Genomic DNA, 20352 nt, shown 5'->3' with positions numbered 1-20352 from the left:
TATGCTGCGCGCACGCAAGTTTTAGGTCCTTCCAAGCAAGACTTGATTCGCAATCCGCTAAACGGTCAGGCCGTGTCGCGGAAGGTTGAGTAACCCGCTATTTCTCGAGAAGCTCGAAGAAAGGTGAGCGTAAAATGTCAGATGTAATGAAGCAGTTTCAGCTGAACTCCTATCTGTTCGGCGGCAATGCTTCGTACGTTGAAGAACTGTACGATGCATACCTCAACAATCCGGCATCGGTGCCGGAGAACTGGCGCGAGTATTTCGACGCGTTGCAGAACGTGCCTGCAACCGACGGCTCGAATGCCAATGACGTCGCTCACTTCCCGATCGTCGAATCGTTCGCCGAGCGTGCGAAGGCCAATGCCTTCATCCCCCGTGAAAGCACCAGCAATCTCGCGACCGCACGCAAGCAGGTGCACGTCCAGTCGCTGATCAGCGCCTACCGCTTCCTCGGCTCGCAATGGGCCAACCTCGATCCGCTGAAGCGTCGCGAACGTCCCGCCATTCCCGAACTCGAACCGGCTTTCTACGACTTCTCCGAAGGCGACCTCGACCAGACCTACAGCGCAAGCAACCTGTACTTCGGTTTCGACCAGGCTTCGCTGCGTGACATCGTCAAGGGTCTGCGCGACACGTACTGCGGCACGATCGGCGCCGAGTACATGTACATCAGCGACCCGGAACAGAAGCGCTGGTGGCAGGAGCGCCTGGAGTCGACCCGCGCGACGCCGTCGTTCTCGATCGAGAAGAAGAAGCACATCCTGAATCGCCTGACGGCCGCCGAAGGCCTCGAGCGCTACCTGCACACCAAGTACGTCGGCCAGAAGCGCTTCTCGCTCGAAGGCGGCGAAAGCTTCATCGCCGCGATGGACGAAGTCGTCCAGCACGCGGGCAAGAGCGGCGTGCAGGAAATCATCATCGGCATGGCCCACCGCGGCCGTCTGAACGTGCTGGTCAACACGCTGGGCAAGATGCCGGCCGACCTGTTCGCCGAATTCGAAGGCAAGCACGTCGACGACCTGCCGGCCGGTGACGTGAAGTACCACAAGGGCTTCTCGTCGGACGTGTCGACGGAAGGCGGGCCGGTCCACCTGTCGCTCGCGTTCAACCCGTCGCACCTCGAAATCGTCAACCCGGTGGTCGAAGGTTCCGCGAAGGCGCGGATGGACCGTCGCGGCGACGAAGACGGCCTGCAAGTGCTGCCGGTGCAGATCCACGGCGACGCGGCCTTTGCCGGCCAGGGCGTCGTGATGGAAACGCTGAACCTCGCGCAGACGCGCGGTTACGGCACCCACGGCACGCTGCACATCGTCATCAACAACCAGATCGGCTTCACGACGTCCGACCCGCGCGACGCGCGCTCGACGCTGTACTGTACCGATGTCGTCAAGATGATCGAGGCGCCGGTGCTGCACGTGAACGGCGACGATCCGGAAGCTGTCGTGCTCGCGATCCAGATCGCGATCGACTACCGGATGCAGTTCCACAAGGATGTCGTGATCGACATCGTCTGCTTCCGCAAGCTGGGTCACAACGAGCAGGACACGCCGGCGGTCACGCAGCCGCTGATGTACAAGAAGATCGCGCAGCACCCGGGCACCCGTGCGCTGTACGCCGAGAAGCTCGTGCAGCAGGGCGTGATCACCGCGGAAGACGCCGACAACTACGTGAAGGCGTACCGCAAGGCGATGGACGACGGCCACCACACCGTCGATCCGGTCCTGTCGAACTACAAGAGCAAGTACGCGGTCGACTGGGTGCCGTTCCTGAACCGCAAGTGGACGGACGCAGCCGACACGGCCGTGCCGCTCGCCGAACTGAAGCGCCTGGGCGAACGCATCACGACGGTCCCGGAAAACTTCAAGGTTCACCCGCTCGTCGAGCGCGTGATCAACGACCGCCGCAACATGGCGCGCGGCGACCAGCCGCTCGACTGGGGCATGGGCGAACACCTCGCATTCGCGTCGCTCGTCGCATCGGGCTACTCGGTGCGCCTGACGGGCCAGGACTCGGGCCGCGGCACGTTCACGCACCGTCACGCGGTGCTGCACGACCAGAACCGCGAGCGCTGGAACGACGGCACGTACGTGCCGCTGCAGAACATCGCCGACGGTCAGGCGAAGTTCACGGTGATCGACTCGGTGCTGTCGGAAGAAGCGGTGCTGGGCTTCGAATACGGTTATTCGACCGCCGAGCCGAACACGCTCGTGCTGTGGGAAGCGCAGTTCGGCGACTTCGTCAACGGCGCGCAGGTCGTGATCGACCAGTTCATCTCGTCGGGCGAAGTGAAGTGGGGCCGCGTGTCGGGTCTCACGATGCTGCTGCCGCACGGCTACGAAGGCCAGGGTCCGGAACACTCGTCCACGCGTATCGAGCGTTTCCTGCAACTGTGTGCCGACCACAACATGCAGGTCGTCCAGCCGACGACGCCGGCGCAGATTTTCCACCTGCTGCGTCGCCAGATGATCCGCCTGTTCCGCAAGCCGCTGATCGTCGCGACGCCGAAGTCGCTGCTGCGTCACAAGGAAGCGGTGTCGGACCTGTCGGAACTCGCGAAGGGCTCGTTCCAGCCGGTGCTGGGCGAAACCGACGGCGGCATCGACGCGAAGAAGGTCAAGCGCGTGCTGGTGTGCTCGGGCCGTGTGTATTACGACCTCGTCGCGCATCGCCGCGAAGCGAAGGCGAACGACGTCGCGATCATCCGTATCGAGCAGCTGTATCCGTTCGCGCACAAGCAGTTCGAAGCCGAAATGAAGAAGTACGAGAACGCGACTGAAGTGGTCTGGGTGCAGGACGAGCCGCAGAACCAGGGTCCCTGGTTCTACGTCGAGCACCACCTGAAGGAAGGCATGAAGGAAGGGCAGAAGCTGGCATACAGCGGCCGTCCGGCTTCGGCCTCGCCGGCGGTCGGCTACTACGCGAAGCACTACGAGCAGCAGAAGGCCCTGATCGAAGGGGCATTCGGCCGCCTGAAGAGCGCATCGATCGCGAAATAACCGACGGAAGCGAAACGGGAAGGCGCGCGGCGCTTTCCCGTTCCTTTTGGCCCGCCGGGCGCGTCGCGCGCCGCACCGGCCGAAGGAATCGCACGAACCTCGTCACACCCCAGATTAAGCATCCAGGAAAATCACATGGCTATCGTAGAAGTCAAAGTCCCCCAGTTGTCGGAGTCGGTGTCGGAAGCCACCATGCTGCAGTGGAAGAAGAAGCCGGGCGAAGCAGTCGCGCAGGACGAAATCCTGATCGAACTCGAGACCGACAAGGTCGTCCTCGAAGTGCCGGCGCCGGCAGCGGGCGTGCTCGCGCAAGTGCTGCAGAACGACGGTGACACGGTCGTGGCCGACCAGATCATCGCGACGATCGACACCGAAGCGAAGGCAGGTGCTGCCGAAGCAGCGGCAGGCGCCGCCGAAGTCAAGCCGGCAGCCGCGCCTGCAGCCGCCGCCGCACCGGCCGCTCAGCCGGCAGCCGCAACGGCATCGAGCTCGGCCGCCGCATCGCCGGCAGCAGCGAAGCTGCTGGCCGAGAAGGGCCTGTCGACGGGCGACGTCGCAGGTTCGGGTCGCGACGGCCGCGTCACGAAGGGCGACGCGCTGGCAGCAGGCAGCGCACCGAAGGCTGCTCCGGCCGCCGCACCGGCGAAGACCGCCGCCGCGAAGCCGGCGCTGCCGGAAGTGAAGGTGCCGGCGTCGGCAGCGACCTGGCTGAACGACCGTCCGGAACAGCGCGTGCCGATGTCGCGCCTGCGTGCGCGTATCGCCGAGCGTCTGCTCGAATCGCAGCAGACCAACGCGATCCTGACGACGTTCAACGAAGTGAACATGGCTCCGGTCATGGAACTGCGCAACAAGTACAAGGACAAGTTCGAGAAGGAACACGGCGTGAAGCTCGGCTTCATGTCGTTCTTCGTGAAGGCGGCCGTCCATGCGCTGAAGAAGTTCCCGCTCGTGAACGCATCGATCGACGGTAACGACATCGTCTACCACGGCTACTTCGACATCGGTATCGCGGTCGGTTCGCCGCGCGGCCTGGTCGTGCCGATCCTGCGCAACGCGGATCAACTGAGCCTCGCCGAGATCGAGAAGAAGATCGCCGAATTCGGCCAGAAGGCGAAGGACGGCAAGCTGTCGATCGAGGAAATGACGGGCGGTACGTTCTCGATCTCGAACGGCGGCGTGTTCGGCTCGATGCTGTCGACCCCGATCATCAACCCGCCGCAGTCGGCCATCCTCGGCGTGCACGCGACGAAGGAGCGCCCGGTCGTCGAGAACGGCCAGATCGTGATCCGCCCGATCAACTACCTCGCGCTGTCGTACGACCACCGCATCATCGACGGCCGCGAAGCCGTGCTGTCGCTCGTCGCGATGAAGGATGCGCTGGAAGATCCGGCACGCCTGCTGCTCGACCTGTAAGCCGAGTCTCACCGCATCGACCCGTTCCGCAGGTTCGCGCCCACGTGCGAACCTGCGGGCGTACAAGTAGAAAGGATTGTCATGTCCAAGGAATTTGACGTCGTCGTGATCGGCGCCGGCCCTGGCGGCTACATCGCCGCGATTCGCGCCGCGCAACTCGGCAAGACCGTTGCCTGTATCGAGAAGTGGAAGAACCCGGCCGGCGCGCTGAAGCTCGGCGGCACCTGCCTGAACGTCGGTTGCATCCCGTCGAAGGCGCTGCTCGCGTCGTCGGAAGAGTTCGAGAACACGTCGCACCACCTGGCCGACCACGGCATCACGGTCGACGGCGTGAAGATCGACGTCGCGAAGATGCTCGGCCGCAAGGATGCGATCGTCGAGAAGATGACGAGCGGGATCGAGTTCCTGTTCAAGAAGAACAAGATCACCTGGCTGAAGGGCCATGGCAAGTTCACCGGCAAGACCGACGCCGGCGTGCAGATCGAAGTGAGCGGCGAGGGTGAAGCCGAAGTCGTCACCGCGAAGAACGTGATCATCGCGACGGGGTCGAAGGCGCGTCACCTGCCGAACATCCCGGTCGACAACAAGATCGTGTCGGACAACGAAGGTGCGCTGACGTTCGACGCGGTGCCGAAGAAGCTCGCCGTGATCGGCGCGGGCGTGATCGGCCTCGAGCTCGGCTCGGTGTGGCGTCGCCTGGGTGCCGACGTGACGGTGCTCGAAGCGCTGCCGGCGTTCCTCGGCGCAGCCGACGAAGCACTCGCGAAGGAAGCGGCCAAGCTGTTCAAGAAGCAGGGCCTCGACATCCATCTCGGCGTGAAGATCGGCGACGTGAAGACGACCGCCGACGGCGTGTCGATCGCCTACACGGACAAGGACGGCAACGCGCAGACGCTCGACGCCGACCGCCTGATCGTGTCGGTCGGCCGCGTGCCGAACACCGACAACCTCGGCCTCGAGGCGATCGGCCTGAAGGCGAACGAGCGTGGTTTCATCGATGTGGACGACCACTGCCGCACGGCGGTGCCGAACGTGTACGCGATCGGTGACGTGGTGCGTGGCCCGATGCTCGCGCACAAGGCGGAAGACGAAGGCGTGCTGGTCGCGGAAGTGATCGACGGCCAGAAGCCGCACATCGACTACAACTGTATTCCGTGGGTGATCTACACGTACCCGGAAATCGCATGGGTCGGCAAGACGGAGCAGCAGCTGAAGGCGGAAGGCCGCGAGATCAAGACGGGCAAGTTCCCGTTCTCGATCAACGGCCGCGCGCTCGGCATGAACGCGCCGGACGGCTTCGTGAAGATGATCGCGGATGCGAAGACCGACGAGCTGCTCGGCGTGCACGTGATCGCCGCGAACGCGTCGGACCTGATCGCGGAAGCCGTGGTCGCGATGGAGTTCAAGGCGGCGTCGGAAGACATCGCCCGCATCTGCCATCCGCACCCGTCGATGTCGGAAGTGATGCGCGAAGCGGCGCTCGCGGTCGACAAGCGCTCGCTGAACAGCTGAGCGCGGTATAGCGCCGGCCGGCCATCGGCTGGCGCAACCGTCTCATGACGAAGGCGGGCGGGTTTTTCCCGCTCGCCTTTGTTTTTTCCGGTTTGCCCCGATGAACGTCACCGAATACTACACGCGCGAACTGACCACGCGCGGCTATCAGTCCGATCCCGCTCAGCGCGCGGCCGTCGATCGCCTGCAGCGCTGCTTCGACGAATGGGTCGACTACAAGGCGCGTCGCTCGAACGCGTTCAAGAAGCTCATCAATCACCCGGACCTGCCGCGCGGCGTCTACATGTGGGGCGGTGTCGGTCGCGGCAAGAGCTTCCTGATGGACAGCTTCTACGCGGTGGTGCCCGTGCAGCGCAAGACGCGCCTGCATTTCCACGAATTCATGCGTGAAGTGCACCGCGAACTCGAGGAACTGAAAGGGCAGGCCGATCCGCTCGACGAACTCGCGCGACGCATCGCGAAGCGTTACCGGCTGATCTGTTTCGACGAGTTCCACGTGTCGGACATCGCCGACGCGATGATCCTGTACCGCCTGCTCGATCGTCTGTTCAACAACGGCGTGCAGTTCGTGATGACGTCGAATTACGATCCCGACGATCTGTATCCGGACGGCCTGCATCGCGACCGCATGCTGCCGGCAATCGCGCTGATCAAGGACAAGCTCGACGTGCTCAACGTCGATGCGGGGGTCGATTATCGCCAGCGCACGCTCGCGCAGGTGAAGATGTATCACACGCCGCTCGGCGCGGATGCCGATCGCGAACTGCGCCATGCATTCGGCAAGCTCGCGGCCGTGCCCGATGAGAGCCCGATCCTGCATATCGAGAAGCGCGAACTGAAGGCGCTGCGCAAGGCGGACGGCGTCGTGTGGTTCGATTTCGCGACGCTGTGCGGCGGCCCGCGTTCGCAGAACGACTACCTCGAACTGGCGAGCCGCTTCCATGCGATCGTGCTGTCCGAGGTGCCGCAGATGTCGCCGCGGATGGCGTCCGAGGCGCGCCGCTTCACGTGGCTCATCGACGTGCTGTACGACCACAAGGTCAAGCTGCTGATGTCCGCGGCGGTGCCGGCCGAGGAACTGTACGTCGAAGGCCCGATGGCCAACGAATTCGCGCGTACGGTCTCGCGCATCGTCGAGATGCAGTCGAAGGAGTATCTCGAAACACCGCGCCGCATCGTCGATACGTCGTTGACCTGAGTGGATGCGGGCTTGGGTAATTGGCGGGATTTAAACGTCAATTTCGGTTAAATCAAGTCGATCTACGGGTATTTTCGGATTTGTCTTATATTCATCGTTGAGGTGAGCCGATATTGTGGTGTCATGGTTATTAAGGCTGGAGATGTCCATGACACCGTATCGCGATTTGACCGACCACGAATGGCGCTGCGTCGCGCCGCTTCTGCCCGAAATGCAGCCGCGCACCGAGTTGCGCGGCCGGCCGTTAGCCAATACGCGGGCCGTGCTGAACGGGGTGCTCTGGGTGATCTACAGCGGCGCAACCTGGTCGGCCATGCCGCGCCGTTACCCGTCGTATCAAACATGCCATCGCCGCTTCAAGGTGTGGCACGAAACGGGCACGCTGATGAATGTGATGCGTGAGCTTTATGGCGAAGCCGGCATGAATCTGTGCAATGAACTCTCCGCGCGGATGCGCAAGCACACGCAATCGAAAGCGGCGGAGGCGCGTAGCAACGCAGCACCCGCGTATCGGGCACTAGGCAGCTATGCATCGGGTGCAATGAAGCACGCAGCGTGATTCCATCGCTTTTCGTTGTGCGCGCACCAAAAGAAATCGGCCTGACGACGTTGTCGCAGGCCGATTTTTATTGAGCCGCGCGTTTTGGCGCGTGGAGCGTTATTGCTGGCGAACCCAGGTCTGCGAGCGACCGAGCAGCGACACGCCGATGTAGCCGCGCACCACGAGCTTCTGGCCACCGTCTTCAAGCGTCATCTTGCACTTGTAGACCTTGCCGTTCTCCGGGTCGAGAATGTTGCCGCCGTCCCAGTGGTCGCCGTCCTTCTTCATCGCCTTGATGATCGTCATGCCCTTGATGAGCTGATCCTTGCGCTCGTCCGTGCACGCGGTGCAGCGGCGATCGGGCGTATCGTTCGCGCCGAGGCCCTTGACGACCTTGCCGGTCAGCGCGCCGTCGCCGTCCTCGGCGATCTGCACGAGTGCCTTCGGTTGATGGGTGTTGTCGTCGATCGTTTGCCACATGCCGATGGGGCTGTCGGCTTGCGCGAAGGTGGGGGCTGCGCACGCGAGCAGGGCGCCGGCAATGGCGATTGCACGCAACGGGCGAGTCAGTTGAATCATTGTCATCCTCCTTGTTTTGCATGTCTGTTCGATTCGCCCGCACGCCCGTCTGCATGGGGCGGGCATGTTGCGAGCTTCGCCAGAATACGTGAAACCGCGCGCCACGTTTGATAGAGGGGACTCTAATCGAAACAGCCCGCGTGATGCGGGCTGTTTCGAGGCTTTGGTGACCGATCAGTTGAGCTGATAGGAGAACGCGGCGTTGATGCGTGGGCTGCGTGACGCGCTTTCGACTGGTGCGTCGCCCACCGGTTTGGCGACGTTCAGGTCGAGACTGTAGTAGCGGCTGTCCGTGAGCCGCACGCCGATGCCGACCGACGACATGCGGTTCGGTGACGGCGTGCCCGAGTGCAGATACACGCGCGCCATGTCGTATGCGATGTACGGCGTGATCGATTTCAGATACGTCCAGCCCGGCGTGAAGCCGCGGTTGACTTCCAGCGACATCCCCCAGCCCGAGTCGCCCGACGTTTCGCCCGGCTGGTAGCCGAGCGCGTAACGGGTCGAGCCGAACGAGATCTGCTCGGACGTCGGCAGCGAGTCGGGACTGTATTGCCCGGTCAGCGAAACCGACGTGCCGATCCGGAACGGCCATTCGTTCGTCTGCGTGAAAGTCGCGCCGGTGCGAACGAAGGTCAGCGAGATCGGGTCGTCGTAGTTTGTTGTGGTGCCGCCGTTCGTGCCGATCTGCGATTTCGATGCACCGAGGATATCGAATGCTTTGGCAACGTTGACGCTCAATTTGCGCACCTGCTTCGGCTGGACACTCGTGTAGTCAAACTGCAATTGAAGAACACGAACCTGCGACCGGTTGTCGAGGCTCGCACCGTTGATCTTGTTCTGGTAGCGGTCCTCGTTATGCGACGCATAACCCGACACGGTGCCGAGCAGGCTGCGCTGGTTATTCAGCAAGATCGGATAGGATGCCGAAAGACCTAATTTCTCGTTCTTTACGGTGCGCTCGACGTACGACGGCAACCCCGGGTTGTCGGTCGGCTTGCCGCGATACGTGCTGGCATCGAGTCGCGTGATCAGTCCGCTGCTGCCGACGGGCAGGGCGCCGCTGAACGCGAAGTAGGTTTGCTTGTCGCGTCCCGGCGGCGCGAGCGCCGAGATGCTCAGTTGCTCGCCGAACCGCGTCAGGCCGTTTTCGGTCGCGGTGATGAGCCCTTGGACGCCCGGGTGGTTGAAGTCGATCCCCGTGCTGACGTTGAACGGCTTGCGGTCGACCGCGAGCTCGAGCGTTGTCGCGCCGTCGGTGGTTTGCGGCGGCGGGACATTCGCCTTCACCGTGAGGCCGGGCAGCAGGCCGAACGTGTTCACGTAGCGCTCGAACGTCGCGCGGCGCAGCGGTCGGTCGGCCGTGATGTGCGCGGCAATCGCGCGAATCTTCGGTTCCATCGCGCCGGGTTTGCCGGTGACCTTGACGTCCGACACATAGCCTTCGACCACCGTGATGCGCACGACGCCGTCCTCGAACGTCTGCGCGGGAACGAACGCGAACGACAGCGCGTAGCCGCGCTCTTGGTACAGCTTGGTCACGCCGTTGGCGGTTTCGATCAGCTCGCCGATCGTGATGTCCTTGCCGACGAGCGGCGTGAAGCGGCGCGTGATTTCCTCGAACGGTACCGACTTCACACCTTCGACCTGGAACGTCTTCGGCGTCAGGTGCCGCGACAGCAGCTCTTGCAATTGCGGCGCCTGCGGCGCGACCTGAACGGTGACGTTCGGGCCCGTCTTCGGTGCGTTGATCTGGGGAAGGGAGTCGAGCGGGTTACCGCCGACGCGCGTTTGTGCCTGTGCCGTGCCTGTCGCCGCGATGGCAAGCAGCATCATCCATCTGTCGAGTCTGGATTTCATTGTTCTTCCTCGTAGGCCTTGCTTTTCGTCTTCTTTGTAATGCCGGCGCGCGACATCCGAGTGTCGCGCGCCGCGTGCCGCCATGCCGGTTGTGTTTGTACGGCCGCGCCATTCGCTCCGGCTGCGATGACGCGACCGTCCTCCTTACCTGCCAACGCTACCCAGCGTACCCAGCAACCCCGTGACCGGTGCCAGCAGGCCCGTCGAACCGCTGCCCGACGATGCCGTACCCGACACGCTGCCGACCAGCGACGTGACGGGCGCGAGCGGGCTCGAGCCCCCGGACCCCGCTGCACCGCCCACTGCTCCGGTGACAGTATTCAGCAAACCGGTGACGGGCGCGAGAGGGTTTGCACTGCCTGCGCCACCCGTTGCGCCGCCGAGCGTGCCCGTCACCGTCGACACGAGATTCGTGACGGGTGCCAGCGGACCGCTGCTGCCGCCTGCCGCGCCACCCAGTGCGCCGGTCACCGTGGAGACGAGGCCGGTCACCGGCGCGAGCGGGCCGCTGCCCGAGCCGCCCGTTGCGCCGCCGAGGGCGCCCGTGAGCGAACCGAGCGGCGTCGAGCCGAGACCCGACAGCAGGCCGCCGAGCGGGTTCGTCGAGCCGGAACCCGACGACGAGCCGTTCTGGACGGTTGCCGTCGAGCCGCCGACGAGGCTCGTGATCAGGCCGGGGATCGGCGCCGCGCCATTCGGGCCGTTCGGGTTGACGAGGCCGCCCGCGTTGGTCACGGTGTTGCCGACCGCGGTCACGAGTTGGCCGACGTCGCCGACGAGCGGCTGGCTCGACGTGCCGCCGACCTGCTTGCCGGCCGAGCTGATGGCGCCGCCGATCTGGCCGAGCAGGCCCGAGACGGGTTGGCCGAGGCCGGTCGTCGTGCCGACCTGCTGCGTGACCTGGCCCGCGGTGATCACGAGCGGCGTGATCGCCGAGCTGATCGGTTGCGTGACCTGCTGCACGGCGCCCGACGACAGCGTCGAGCCGATCGTCGTGCCGGCGGCCGTCAGGCCGTTGGCGACCGTGTCGAGCACGGTGCCGACCGGCGTCGTGACCGGCGCGAGCGGTGCCAGCGGGCCCGTGCCCAGCGCCTTGACCGTCGAGCTCAGGCCGGACACCGTGTTGCTGGTTGCGCCGACGACGTTGCCGAGACCGGCAACCGTGGTGCCGACCGGGTCCTTCGTCGAGCCGATCTGTCCCAGCCCGTTGCTCACCGCATCGGCTGCCGCGCCGACGATCGTGCCGGTGCTGGACAGCGTGCTGCCGACGCCCTTCGTCACGCCGTCGCCGAGGCCCGGCAGGCTGATGTTGCCGACCGTGCTGCCGAGGTCGGTGGCCGTCTGGCCGACCGTGCTGATGACACCCTTGGTGCCGGTCGACGAGCCGCTGGTACCGCTCGTGCCGGACGTGCCGCTCGTGCTCGGGTTGTTGTTGTCGTTGCTGCTGGTCGGCGGCGAGCTGACGCCGCCGCCGCCGCAGGCGGCCAGCAGGCACGCCGCGGCGAAGGCGGTGAGGGGCGCGCGCCACTGGCGCAGGGCGACCGTCGGGATGGAACGTTGCTGGGACATGATGGACTCCTCGCTGTCTTTTCGATGAATGGATGTCGGATTACTTGCCGTGCGTGCCGCCGAGCAGGCCGCCGATCAGCGACGTGACGGGCGCAAGCGGATTCGACGACGCGCCCGAGTTCGTGACGGCACCCGTGCCGCCGCTCAGTGCCGGTACGCCGACCGTGCTCGTCACCGTGGAGACGGCGTTCGTCACCGGGGCGAGCGGGCTGCTGCCGCCTGCGCCACCCGTTGCGCCGCCGAGGGCGCCCGTGACTGCGCCGAGGAGACCCGTGACCGGGGCGAGCGGGCCGCCGCTGGTACCACCCGTTGCGCCGCCGAGCGCGCCGGTGACCGTGGAGACGAGGCCCGTAACCGGTGCGAGCGGGCTGCTGCCGCCGCCTGCTGCGCCGCCGAGTGCGCCGGTGACCGTGGAGACGAGACCCGTGACCGGAGCGAGCGGACCGCTGCCGCCGCCTGCTACGCCGCCGAGCGCGCCGGTGACCGTGGAGACGAGGCCCGTGACCGGAGCGAGCGGGCCGCTGCCGCCGCCTGCTACGCCACCGAGTGCGCCGGTGACCGTCGAGACGAGGCCCGTGACCGGTGCGAGAGGACCGCTACCGCCACCCGTCGCGCCACCGAGTGCGCCGGTAACCGTGGAGACGAGGCCCGTGAGCGGGGCGAGCGGGTTGGTCACGCCGCCGGTGCCGCCCGTGAGCAGGCCGCCGACGGCCTTCACGGTGTTGCCCGTCGACGAGACGGTGTTGCCGAGACCCGTGGTGACCGGGTTGCCGCCCGTCGATGCGAGCAGGGCGCCGGCCTGGTTCAGCCCGTTGCCGACCGTGCCGAGCAGCGTGTTGACCGGTGCGCCGAGGCCGGTTGCGGTGCCGATCGTCTGGGTCGTCTGGCCGACCATCGTCGTGATCGGCGTGATGGCCGAGCTGACCGTTTGCGTGACCTGCTGGATCGGGCCGGTCGACAGCACATTGGTGAGCGTGGTGCCGCCGTTCGACACGGCGCCGCCGAGCGTCGTGACGAGGCCGCCGACGGCGCCGGTGACCGGCGCGAGCGGCGACAGCGGGCCGCTGCCGAGGCTCGTGACCAGGTTGCCCGTTTGCGTGACTGCGCCGCCGAGCTGATTGACCACGCCGCCGGTGCTGGCGACCGTGGTGCCGACCGGGTCCTTCGTCGCGCCGAGCTGGCCGAGCCCGTTGCCGAGGCCGTTGCCCAGTGCGGTGACCGCGCCGCCGACGCTTTGCACGATGCCGCCCGCGGCTTGCGTGGTGGCCGGATTGACGCCAGGCAGCGTCTGGCTGCCGATGACGGAGCCGAGACCGGAGACGGTGCTGCCGGCGTTCGTGATGATGTTGCTGCTGCTTGCGAGGACAGTTCCCACTGCGTTCGATGACACACCCGAGGTGCCGGACGTCCCGCTCGTGCCCGAGGTGCCGCTGGTGCCCGACGTGCCGCTCGTACCAGAGGTTCCGCTGGTGCCGGACGTACCGGACGTACCGCTCGTGCCCGAAGTCCCGCTGGTGCCGGAGGTGCCGCTCGTACCCGAGGTGCCGCTCGAGCCGTTGCCGCCCGACGTGGAGATCGTATCGCCGCCGCCGGAGCTCGAACCGCCGCCGCCGAGACCCTGGCTGATGGAGCCGGAGCCGCCGCACGCGGAGAGGGAAAGCATGGCTGCAACGGTGGCCGCGATCAGAGTCGTCCGGAACACGCCATGAGGGATAACCTTAATGTCCATTTCTTCCTCGCATTAAAAATGTGTTGTGAACTGCGTTGTGTTGAGTGGTGCGAGGACTACTCTGCAACTGTCGTGCCATTTCGATGCCCGACGGTTCGGCAACAGGTTTTAAACGAGGCAATTCCTTGTCGGAAAAGGAAGTTACGGAACTTGAAAGATTGTTGAATCTGTTTAAGTGCGGATGAATGAGAACGGTTTCGGCCGTTTCGTAACGTAACGTCACAACATTGGCGTTACGCGTGCGGCGTAACGTGGGGGCCCTGGACGCTTGCTGGACGAGGCCATTGTTTTACTGGTGGATTAGGTGTGCACATCTAACCTATCGTAAATCCTATGTGTAAGTCGTACCGAAACGCCGTACAAATACGTTGTGCTCCCGGTCATTTTTTTCCGTCAGAGTGGTTAAAAGAGGTTGGAATTTAAATGGGATCGGATATAGAATCCGGAGCAGATGTAAGCAAATGTACGGTTCGGTACACTACGTTCGAGGAGGAGCGCTATCGCGAATGTTAACTTGCATCAAATCGTGAGCAATGCCCTTCGGGGCGACCTATAAAGAAAGCGCACCCGGTTGTCGTTACAGCAGATGTGGCGAACGGTTGGGGCAAACGGCCAGATATGCGGGGACGTATACGTATAAAAGGCCAGAAAACGTAAATACAGGCACGAGGAATAAAATGAAAGCAATCATCAAGCGTTTCCTTAAGGAAGAAGACGGGGTTACCGCAGTCGAGTACGGACTCATCGCAGGACTTATCGCAGTCGCTCTCGTCACGGCCATGAGCACGTTGACAACCGGCATCTCGGGGGCGTTCTCCTACATCGCGAGCAAGCTGCCGTCGGTATAACGAACGAGCTTCGGCTCATTTCCCTGTTGTTAGGGGCGCGGATTGCTTCGGCAATCCGCGCGGTAAGTTTTGCCGTTCGGGGCGTAAATGATCCTGCTAACTGGCGTCGGGGTTTTCCTCGCGTGGGCGGTGCTCGTCGCGCTCGAGGACATCCGTCATAGGCGTATACCGAATTCACTGGTGATCGGTGGGTTCGTATCTGCATTTGTGCTCGCCGGGCATAATCCGTTCGGCATATCCGTGAATCAGGCGCTCATTGGCGTACTGATCGGCTTTCTCAGCCTTTTCCCGTTTTTTGTGCTGCGCGTAATGGGTGCCGCGGATGTCAAGGTATTCGCGGTGCTGGGCGCGTGGTGCGGCCCGCATGCGCTGCTGTGGCTCTGGATCATTGCAAGCCTGCTGGCATTCGCGCATGCCGGCACGCTGGTTTTCGCCACCCGTACGCCGGTGTCGGCATTGTGGCAGCGGCGTTCGCCGACGATGCAGATCGCCGGTTTCCGGGCGTCGCCGTATGCCGCGTTTCTCGTGATTCCCGCGGCGCTGTGGTGCCTGTACCGGATCGCGACGGGGGGAATGCAATGACAGCCGTTCTTCCGGCATCCGGCATGCGGCGTCGCCAGCGCGGCGCGACGGCGATCGAGTTTGCGATGGTGCTCCCCGTGTTCTTCCTGATCCTGTACGCGATTATCACGTACGGGATGATCTTCGCGGCCCAGCAAAACCTGACGCTTGCCGCCACGGAAGGCGCTCGCGCCGCGTTGAACTATCAGCAGGTCGGCGCGGCCGCGTCGGTGCAGGCGGCCCAGCAAGCCGCGCTGGCGGCGCGGGCCCAGGCAGCATGCACGGCCGCGACGAACCTGACCACATGGCTGAAAGGGTCGACATGCTCACCCACGCAGCAAGGCAGCTGCTCGTACGACCCGACGATGCTGTGCGTGCAGATCACGCTGACTTATCCCTACTCGCAGAGCCCGCTGATTCCACCGTTTCCGCTGCTCGGTTCGCTGTTGCCGGTGCCGTCGACACTCACCGGAACCGCGATGGTGCAGATCAGCCCGGTCAACATCATATAGACGGCAGCAACGGCGTCGTACCGGGTCGAGGGCGCCCGGTCGGCCATGCTGCGTGGAGAATTCAATCGTGAGTAGCGGGGAAACATAACAACACCATGGCCAACAACCTGACGAAGATCATTGCAGGCTTGCTGATCGCGATCGCGATCCTGCTCGGCGTCTATGCGTGGATGCTCGGTCGCAAGCCGGCCGACGTCGCGCCGGTTGCCGCGACGGTCGCGACGCAGAGCGTGCCGGTCGTCGTGACGACGCGGCCGTTGCAAGCCGGCCAGCCGATTCCGGCCGAGGCGCTGAAGGTGCAGCAGTCGACCGCCGCGCCGCAGGGCGCGTTCGCCGATCCGCTGCAACTGGTTGGCCGCATTCCGGCAGCCGATATTCCCGCGCAGGCGGCCGTCGTCGCGAGCGCATTGTCGTCCGGCCTCGCCGAGCAGCTCGCACCGGGAGAGCGTGCCGTCGCGATCAAGGTCGACGAGACCAACGCGGTCGGCAACCGCGTGCGGCCCGGCAACTATGTCGACGTGTTCCTGAATCTGAAGCGCGACGGGACCGGCGTGGCGATCGGCGGGACGTCGACGGCGGAGATCGTGAATACCCAGGCGCGGCTGCTGATGTCGAAGGTCCGCGTGCTGTCGTTCGGCGATGCGACGACCGAGCGCGACAGCTCGAACGGCTCGGTGGTCGGGACGCGGACCGCGGTGCTGGCGGTGCCGACCGCGCAGGTGGACGCGCTGACGCTCGCCGAGCAGAGCGGCCGGCTCGTGCTCGCGCTGCGTAGCCCGCGCGACGAAGATGTCGCGACGCAAACCGTCGCGGTCCGTGTCGGCGACGACAAGAGCCCGTCGGCGCTTGCCGCGGCGGGCGTGGTGCTGGGCGAGTTGTCGAAGAGCGCGACGACGGCGGCACCGGCCCCGCGTGCGGTGCCGCGGGTGGTCGCGCGGCATCCGAGCGGCGGCAGCATCGAAGTGATTCGGGGTGGGCGGACCGAAACGGTCGCTTATTGAGCGGGACGACGACGGCAAAACAATGAAAAAGAAACTGATTGGTTTGGCTATTGCATTGAGCGCGCTGGCGATGCCGCCGCTGTCGGACGCGGCCGACACGAGCGGCACGATCAGCCTTGCGATCGGCGCGCAGCGGCAGATTGCGACGGGGCGCGCGCTGCAGCGGGTCGCGGTCGGCGACCCGTCGGTGGCCGACGTGCTCGTCGTGAAGGGCGGGCGTGGCGGCGTGCTGCTGGTGGCGAAGAATGCCGGCGCGACGAACGTGATGATTTGGGAGCGCGGCCGCGACGAGCCGACCGTCTATAACGTGAACGTCACGAGCGGTGCGGCGCGGGCACTGCTCGACGGCACGTCGCCGAGCGTGAACACGTATGGCGGCACGACGGTGATCGGCGGTGCGGCCGGAACGCTCGACGGGCATCAGCGGGCGGTCCATGCGGCGAAGACGGTCGGCGGCAAGGACGGGACGACGCTCGATGCGTCGACGATTTCCGGCAAGAACGTCGTGCAGGTCGATGTGCGGGTCGTCGAATTCAGCCGTTCGGTGCTGAAGCAGGCGGGCCTGAACTTCTTCAAGCAGAGCAACGGCTTTGCGTTCGGCGCCTTCGCGCCGACGGGGCTCACCTCGATTACCGGTACGCCGGGCGGCTCGCTCACCTACAACACGAGCGTACCGATTTCGTCGGCGTTCAACCTCGTCGTCAATTCGGTGTCGCGCGGATTGTTCGCTGACCTGTCGATTCTCGAGGCGAACAACCTGGCGCGCGTGCTCGCACAGCCGACGCTCGTCGCGTTGTCCGGCCAGAGCGCGAACTTCCTCGCCGGCGGCGAAATCCCGGTGCCGGTGCCGCAATCGCTCGGCACGATCTCGATCGAATGGAAACCCTACGGCGTCGGGCTGACGGTCACGCCGACCGTGCTGAGTCCGCGGCGGATCGCGCTGAAGGTTGCGCCCGAGTCGAGCCAGCTCGACTTCGTGCATTCGATCACGATCAACAGCGTGCAGGTGCCCGCGCTGACGACGCGGCGCGCGGACACGACGGTCGAGCTCGGCGACGGCGAAAGCTTCGTGATCGGCGGCCTGATCGACCGCGAAACCACGTCCAACGTCAACAAGGTGCCGTTCCTGGGCGATCTGCCCATCATCGGCGCGTTTTTCAAGAATCTGAGCTACCAGCAGAACGACAAGGAGCTCGTGATCATCGTGACGCCGCATCTCGTTGCACCGATCGCGCAGGGCGCGCCGCTGCCGGCGACGCCGGGCGAGCTGTCCGAGCAGCGCGACGGTCCGGTGTGGCGTTCGTACCTGGGCGGCATGGCATCGCCGGACGCAGGGCCGGGGTTCTCGAAATGAGCGCGCCGAATCGTTACCGGACCGCGCAGGCCGTCGCGCACGACGCGATGCCTTGCTTCATTGGGAGTATCCAAGATGAATGCGAGAACCTACTCTTTGGCTGAGCCCGCCGTCACCGACCACTTCGTCTGCGCATCCTCGCTTGCGGAGCATGTGCACTGGCTGTCGCAATCGCTGGTGGCCGCCGGCGCGGTCGAAGGGGTGCCGCTCGATGGCGCCGCGCTGTCGCAGCGTATCGGCGTGTTGAATCCGGCACTGGTGTTCATCGATTTTTCCGGTGATTGCGCGGCGGCAAGCACGGTGGTCGCCGCGGTACGCGCGGCGCATCCGGGCGTGCCGGTCGTCGCACTGGGCTCGCTCGCGCAGCCGGAAGGGGCGCTCGCCGCGCTGCGCGCGGGCGTGCGCGATTTTGTCGATTTCTCCGCACCAGCCGACGAAGCGCTGCGGATCACGCGCGTGTTGCTCGACAACGTGGGCGAGCCGGCCAATCGTCACGGAAAGGTCACCGCATTGCTTGGCGGGCGCGCCGGAATGGGTGTGAGCACGCTCGCCGCGAACCTGTCGGTGCTGATGCAGCGGCGGCCGGCCGATCCCGCGCGCACGGCGGCGCTGCTCGATCTCGGGCTGCCGGCCGGCGACGGCGCGTTGTTCCTGAACACGCGCTGCGAATTCCATTTCGTCGAGGCCGTGCGCAACCTGCGCCGGATCGACCGCACGTTCGTGACCACCGCACTCGCGCGCCATTCGAGCGGCGTCGCGCTGACGACGCTGCCACCGAATCTCGCCGAGCTGCGCGACGTGGCGACAGCGTCGTGCGCGGCGTTGCTGAACCGGCTGCGGGCGTTCTTCGATCACCAGATCGTCGATCTCGGCGGCTTCCCGAATCGCGAATTCATTGCGCAGGTCGTGAACCTCGCGGACGAAGCATGGCTCGTTTGCGATCAGGGCGTGGCATCGGTCGTATCGGCGGTCGAGATGCTGGACGGGTTGCGCGAGGCAGGCGCCGCGACCGACCGGATCCGGCTCGTCGTCAACCAGTTCGATGCCGAGCTCGGGCTGATGCCCGCGCAGATCGCCGAACGGCTCGATCTGTCGCTGCTCGCGACGCTGCCGTCGCGGCGCGTGTCGATCGGGCATGCGGCGAACCAGGGCAAGCTGATCGCCGAAGTCGCGGAACGCGATCCGTACGTTCGTGCGCTCGGGCCGCTGGTCGAGCGGCTCGCGGGCGCGCCGGCGCCGGGAGCGGCACAGCGTGCGGCCGGCGGCCTCTCGGCGCTCAAGCGAATCATTCAATCCTCTACGAAGCGGTCGTAAGCGATGGCACACGACATTCAATTTGCCGACGGCGCAGCGCCGTTCTCGCAAACGCAACAGTTCCACGACATCAAGAATGCCGCGCACGAGCATCTGCTCACGCGGATCGAGGAGCTGGGCGCCGAATTCGGCCGTTGGTCGCGACAGGCGATCAACCAGTTCGTCGATCTCGAAATCGACAGCTTCGTGCGGTTGCGGCGCATCCCGCTCAACGAGAGCGAGGTGCGTGCGGTGGCCGAGGCGCTGACGAAGGAGCTCGCCGGCTTCGGGCCGATCGAAGACCTGTTGGCGGACCCGCACGTCGAGGACATCCTGATCAACGGCTACAACGACATCTACGTGTCGCGCCACGGGATCCTGTCGAAGCTGCCGATCCGCTTCACCGACAACGCGCATCTGCTGCGGATCGTGCGACGGATTCTCGCGCCGGTCGGCCGGCGGCTCGACGAATCGAATCCGATGGTCGATGCGCGGCTGCCCGACGGCGGGCGGGTCAACGTCGTGATCGAACCGTTGTCGATCGACGGCCCGGTCGTGTCGATCCGGAAGTTCCGCAAGGACCCGCTGAAGCCCGAGGACCTGCTGGGCAACGGTACCTACAACGAGGAAATCGGCCGACTGCTCGAGGCCGCGGTCGACGCGCGCTGCAACGTGCTCGTGTCGGGCGGCACCAGTTCGGGCAAGACGTCGCTGCTGAACGCGCTGGCGTTCCACATCCCGATGGCGGAACGCGTCGTGACGATCGAGGATACGGCCGAACTATCGCTGAATCACCCGCACGTCGTGCGGCTCGAAAGTCGTCCCGGCGGATTCGACGGCAGTGGCGTCGTGACGATTCGCGACCTGCTGCGAAACACGCTGCGGATGCGGCCGGACCGGATCATCGTCGGCGAAGTGCGCGGCGGCGAGGTGCTCGAAATGCTGCAGGCGATGAATACCGGCCACGATGGATCGATGGGCACCGTGCACGCCAGCTCGCCGCGCGAATGTTTGTACCGGCTCGAGATGCTGGCGGGTTTCGCCGGTTTTCAGGGAACCGAAGCAAGCCTGCGACGGCAGATCGCCAACGCGATCGACTTCATCGTGCAGATCGGCCGGCTGTCCAACGGCCGCCGCCGCATCCTGTCGATCACCGAAGTCACCGGCATGTCGGACAACATCGTATCGACGCAGGAGCTGTATCGCTACGAAGCGCGCGTCACGCCGGAGGGCGAAGAGATCGATCATTGGGAATCGCTCGGCATTCATCCGCATTCGCCGAAGCTGGCGCGTTTCCGCAGTACGCTGGTGTCGGCGGGCGGCGGTGGTGGCGGGTTCGGTGGCAGCTTCGGGCGAGGCGGGGGCTTCAATGTCTAGCGC

17 protein-coding genes are annotated in these 20352 nt (G+C 65.1%); 13 read left to right on the top strand and 4 right to left on the bottom strand.

What is annotated here, in order from left to right; genetic code table 11:
• The first annotated feature begins 134 nt into the window (after positions 1 to 134).
• From H3O04_RS15290 to H3O04_RS15270, 5 genes are all read left to right on the top strand, one after another.
• The gene (locus H3O04_RS15290; protein ID WP_023474804.1) at positions 135 to 2999 is read left to right on the top strand and encodes a 2-oxoglutarate dehydrogenase E1 component; all 2865 of its coding nucleotides are present in this window, start codon (positions 135 to 137) and stop codon (positions 2997 to 2999) included.
• 135 nt (positions 3000 to 3134) lie between these two features.
• Entirely contained in the window at positions 3135 to 4415 is a 1281-nt protein-coding gene (gene odhB, locus H3O04_RS15285) for a 2-oxoglutarate dehydrogenase complex dihydrolipoyllysine-residue succinyltransferase (protein WP_011545266.1), read from the top strand.
• An 81-nt stretch (positions 4416 to 4496) separates the two neighbouring features.
• Complete coding sequence (gene lpdA, locus H3O04_RS15280) at positions 4497 to 5927, top strand: dihydrolipoyl dehydrogenase (protein WP_023474802.1); 1431 nt, start codon at positions 4497 to 4499, stop codon at positions 5925 to 5927.
• A gap of 100 nt (positions 5928 to 6027) precedes the next feature.
• Positions 6028 to 7125 (top strand): cell division protein ZapE, encoded by a 1098-nt coding sequence (gene zapE, locus H3O04_RS15275; RefSeq protein ID WP_006476155.1) that lies wholly within the window; start codon positions 6028 to 6030, stop codon positions 7123 to 7125.
• Positions 7126 to 7273: 148 nt separating this feature from the next.
• Positions 7274 to 7684 carry a transposase gene (locus tag H3O04_RS15270; protein WP_185715383.1) on the top strand — a complete coding sequence of 137 codons (411 nt, stop codon included), beginning with the start codon at positions 7274 to 7276 and terminating at the stop codon, positions 7682 to 7684.
• A 99-nt stretch (positions 7685 to 7783) separates the two neighbouring features.
• Here H3O04_RS15270 and H3O04_RS15265 read toward each other — a convergent pair whose 3' ends face one another.
• The 4 genes from H3O04_RS15265 to H3O04_RS15250 form a co-directional block, all read right to left on the bottom strand.
• Complete coding sequence (locus H3O04_RS15265) at positions 7784 to 8245, bottom strand: DUF2147 domain-containing protein (RefSeq protein WP_011545269.1); 462 nt, start codon at positions 8243 to 8245, stop codon at positions 7784 to 7786.
• Between the two features lie 174 nt (positions 8246 to 8419).
• Entirely contained in the window at positions 8420 to 10105 is a 1686-nt protein-coding gene (locus H3O04_RS15260; RefSeq protein WP_202587979.1) for a ShlB/FhaC/HecB family hemolysin secretion/activation protein, read from the bottom strand.
• A gap of 144 nt (positions 10106 to 10249) precedes the next feature.
• Entirely contained in the window at positions 10250 to 11674 is a 1425-nt protein-coding gene (locus H3O04_RS15255; protein ID WP_124592003.1) for a collagen-like triple helix repeat-containing protein, read from the bottom strand.
• Between the two features lie 40 nt (positions 11675 to 11714).
• Positions 11715 to 13064 (bottom strand): collagen-like triple helix repeat-containing protein, encoded by a 1350-nt coding sequence (locus tag H3O04_RS15250; protein ID WP_108725721.1) that lies wholly within the window; start codon positions 13062 to 13064, stop codon positions 11715 to 11717.
• Between H3O04_RS15250 and H3O04_RS36790 the strand changes: the two genes are divergently transcribed.
• The 8 genes from H3O04_RS36790 to H3O04_RS15215 all read left to right on the top strand — a co-directional run bounded on the left by H3O04_RS36790 (position 13015) and on the right by H3O04_RS15215 (position 20349).
• Positions 13015 to 13383: a hypothetical protein gene (locus H3O04_RS36790; protein WP_428840196.1), complete on the top strand. Its 369-nt coding sequence runs from the start codon at positions 13015 to 13017 to the stop codon at positions 13381 to 13383. The two genes, H3O04_RS15250 and H3O04_RS36790, sit on opposite strands and share 50 nt — an antisense overlap.
• 697 nt (positions 13384 to 14080) lie before the next feature.
• A complete protein-coding gene (locus tag H3O04_RS15245) occupies positions 14081 to 14251 on the top strand; it encodes a Flp family type IVb pilin (protein ID WP_011545273.1) in 171 nt (56 codons plus the stop codon).
• Positions 14252 to 14338: 87 nt separating this feature from the next.
• On the top strand, positions 14339 to 14833 hold the full coding sequence (locus H3O04_RS15240) for an A24 family peptidase (protein ID WP_077217796.1): 495 nt from the start codon (positions 14339 to 14341) through the stop codon (positions 14831 to 14833).
• Complete coding sequence (locus tag H3O04_RS15235) at positions 14830 to 15324, top strand: TadE/TadG family type IV pilus assembly protein (protein WP_027807339.1); 495 nt, start codon at positions 14830 to 14832, stop codon at positions 15322 to 15324. Before H3O04_RS15240 ends, H3O04_RS15235 begins: the two co-directional genes overlap by 4 nt.
• Before the next feature lie 95 nt (positions 15325 to 15419).
• The gene (gene cpaB, locus H3O04_RS15230) at positions 15420 to 16325 is read left to right on the top strand and encodes a Flp pilus assembly protein CpaB (RefSeq protein WP_202587978.1); all 906 of its coding nucleotides are present in this window, start codon (positions 15420 to 15422) and stop codon (positions 16323 to 16325) included.
• A 22-nt stretch (positions 16326 to 16347) separates the two neighbouring features.
• Positions 16348 to 17679 (top strand): type II and III secretion system protein family protein, encoded by a 1332-nt coding sequence (locus H3O04_RS15225; protein ID WP_011545277.1) that lies wholly within the window; start codon positions 16348 to 16350, stop codon positions 17677 to 17679.
• Positions 17680 to 17754: 75 nt separating this feature from the next.
• Positions 17755 to 18993 carry a fimbrial protein gene (locus H3O04_RS15220; RefSeq protein WP_202587977.1) on the top strand — a complete coding sequence of 413 codons (1239 nt, stop codon included), beginning with the start codon at positions 17755 to 17757 and terminating at the stop codon, positions 18991 to 18993.
• A gap of 3 nt (positions 18994 to 18996) precedes the next feature.
• Positions 18997 to 20349 carry a CpaF family protein gene (locus H3O04_RS15215; protein ID WP_006483500.1) on the top strand — a complete coding sequence of 451 codons (1353 nt, stop codon included), beginning with the start codon at positions 18997 to 18999 and terminating at the stop codon, positions 20347 to 20349.
• Positions 20350 to 20352: the final 3 nt, after the last annotated feature.

Source organism: Burkholderia sp. KCJ3K979 (assembly GCF_016759955.1).
Classification (GTDB): domain Bacteria; phylum Pseudomonadota; class Gammaproteobacteria; order Burkholderiales; family Burkholderiaceae; genus Burkholderia; species Burkholderia orbicola.
This window is presented reverse-complemented; position numbering and strand designations above follow the sequence as displayed.

Excerpts from the sequence above, each read along its gene's own strand:
- H3O04_RS15290 (WP_023474804.1), top strand. The coding sequence starts at position 135 with ATGTCAGATGTAATGAAGCAGTTTCAGCTGAACTCCTATCTGTTCGGC.
- odhB (WP_011545266.1), top strand. The coding sequence starts at position 3,135 with ATGGCTATCGTAGAAGTCAAAGTCCCCCAGTTGTCGGAGTCGGTGTCG.
- lpdA (WP_023474802.1), top strand. The coding sequence starts at position 4,497 with ATGTCCAAGGAATTTGACGTCGTCGTGATCGGCGCCGGCCCTGGCGGC.
- zapE (WP_006476155.1), top strand. The coding sequence starts at position 6,028 with ATGAACGTCACCGAATACTACACGCGCGAACTGACCACGCGCGGCTAT.
- H3O04_RS15270 (WP_185715383.1), top strand. The coding sequence starts at position 7,274 with ATGACACCGTATCGCGATTTGACCGACCACGAATGGCGCTGCGTCGCG.
- H3O04_RS15265 (WP_011545269.1), bottom strand. The coding sequence starts at position 8,245 with ATGATTCAACTGACTCGCCCGTTGCGTGCAATCGCCATTGCCGGCGCC.
- H3O04_RS15260 (WP_202587979.1), bottom strand. The coding sequence starts at position 10,105 with ATGAAATCCAGACTCGACAGATGGATGATGCTGCTTGCCATCGCGGCG.
- H3O04_RS15255 (WP_124592003.1), bottom strand. The coding sequence starts at position 11,674 with ATGTCCCAGCAACGTTCCATCCCGACGGTCGCCCTGCGCCAGTGGCGC.
- H3O04_RS36790 (WP_428840196.1), top strand. The coding sequence starts at position 13,015 with ATGATGTTGCTGCTGCTTGCGAGGACAGTTCCCACTGCGTTCGATGAC.
- H3O04_RS15245 (WP_011545273.1), top strand. The coding sequence starts at position 14,081 with ATGAAAGCAATCATCAAGCGTTTCCTTAAGGAAGAAGACGGGGTTACC.
- H3O04_RS15240 (WP_077217796.1), top strand. The coding sequence starts at position 14,339 with ATGATCCTGCTAACTGGCGTCGGGGTTTTCCTCGCGTGGGCGGTGCTC.
- H3O04_RS15235 (WP_027807339.1), top strand. The coding sequence starts at position 14,830 with ATGACAGCCGTTCTTCCGGCATCCGGCATGCGGCGTCGCCAGCGCGGC.
- cpaB (WP_202587978.1), top strand. The coding sequence starts at position 15,420 with ATGGCCAACAACCTGACGAAGATCATTGCAGGCTTGCTGATCGCGATC.
- H3O04_RS15225 (WP_011545277.1), top strand. The coding sequence starts at position 16,348 with ATGAAAAAGAAACTGATTGGTTTGGCTATTGCATTGAGCGCGCTGGCG.
- H3O04_RS15220 (WP_202587977.1), top strand. The coding sequence starts at position 17,755 with ATGAATGCGAGAACCTACTCTTTGGCTGAGCCCGCCGTCACCGACCAC.
- H3O04_RS15215 (WP_006483500.1), top strand. The coding sequence starts at position 18,997 with ATGGCACACGACATTCAATTTGCCGACGGCGCAGCGCCGTTCTCGCAA.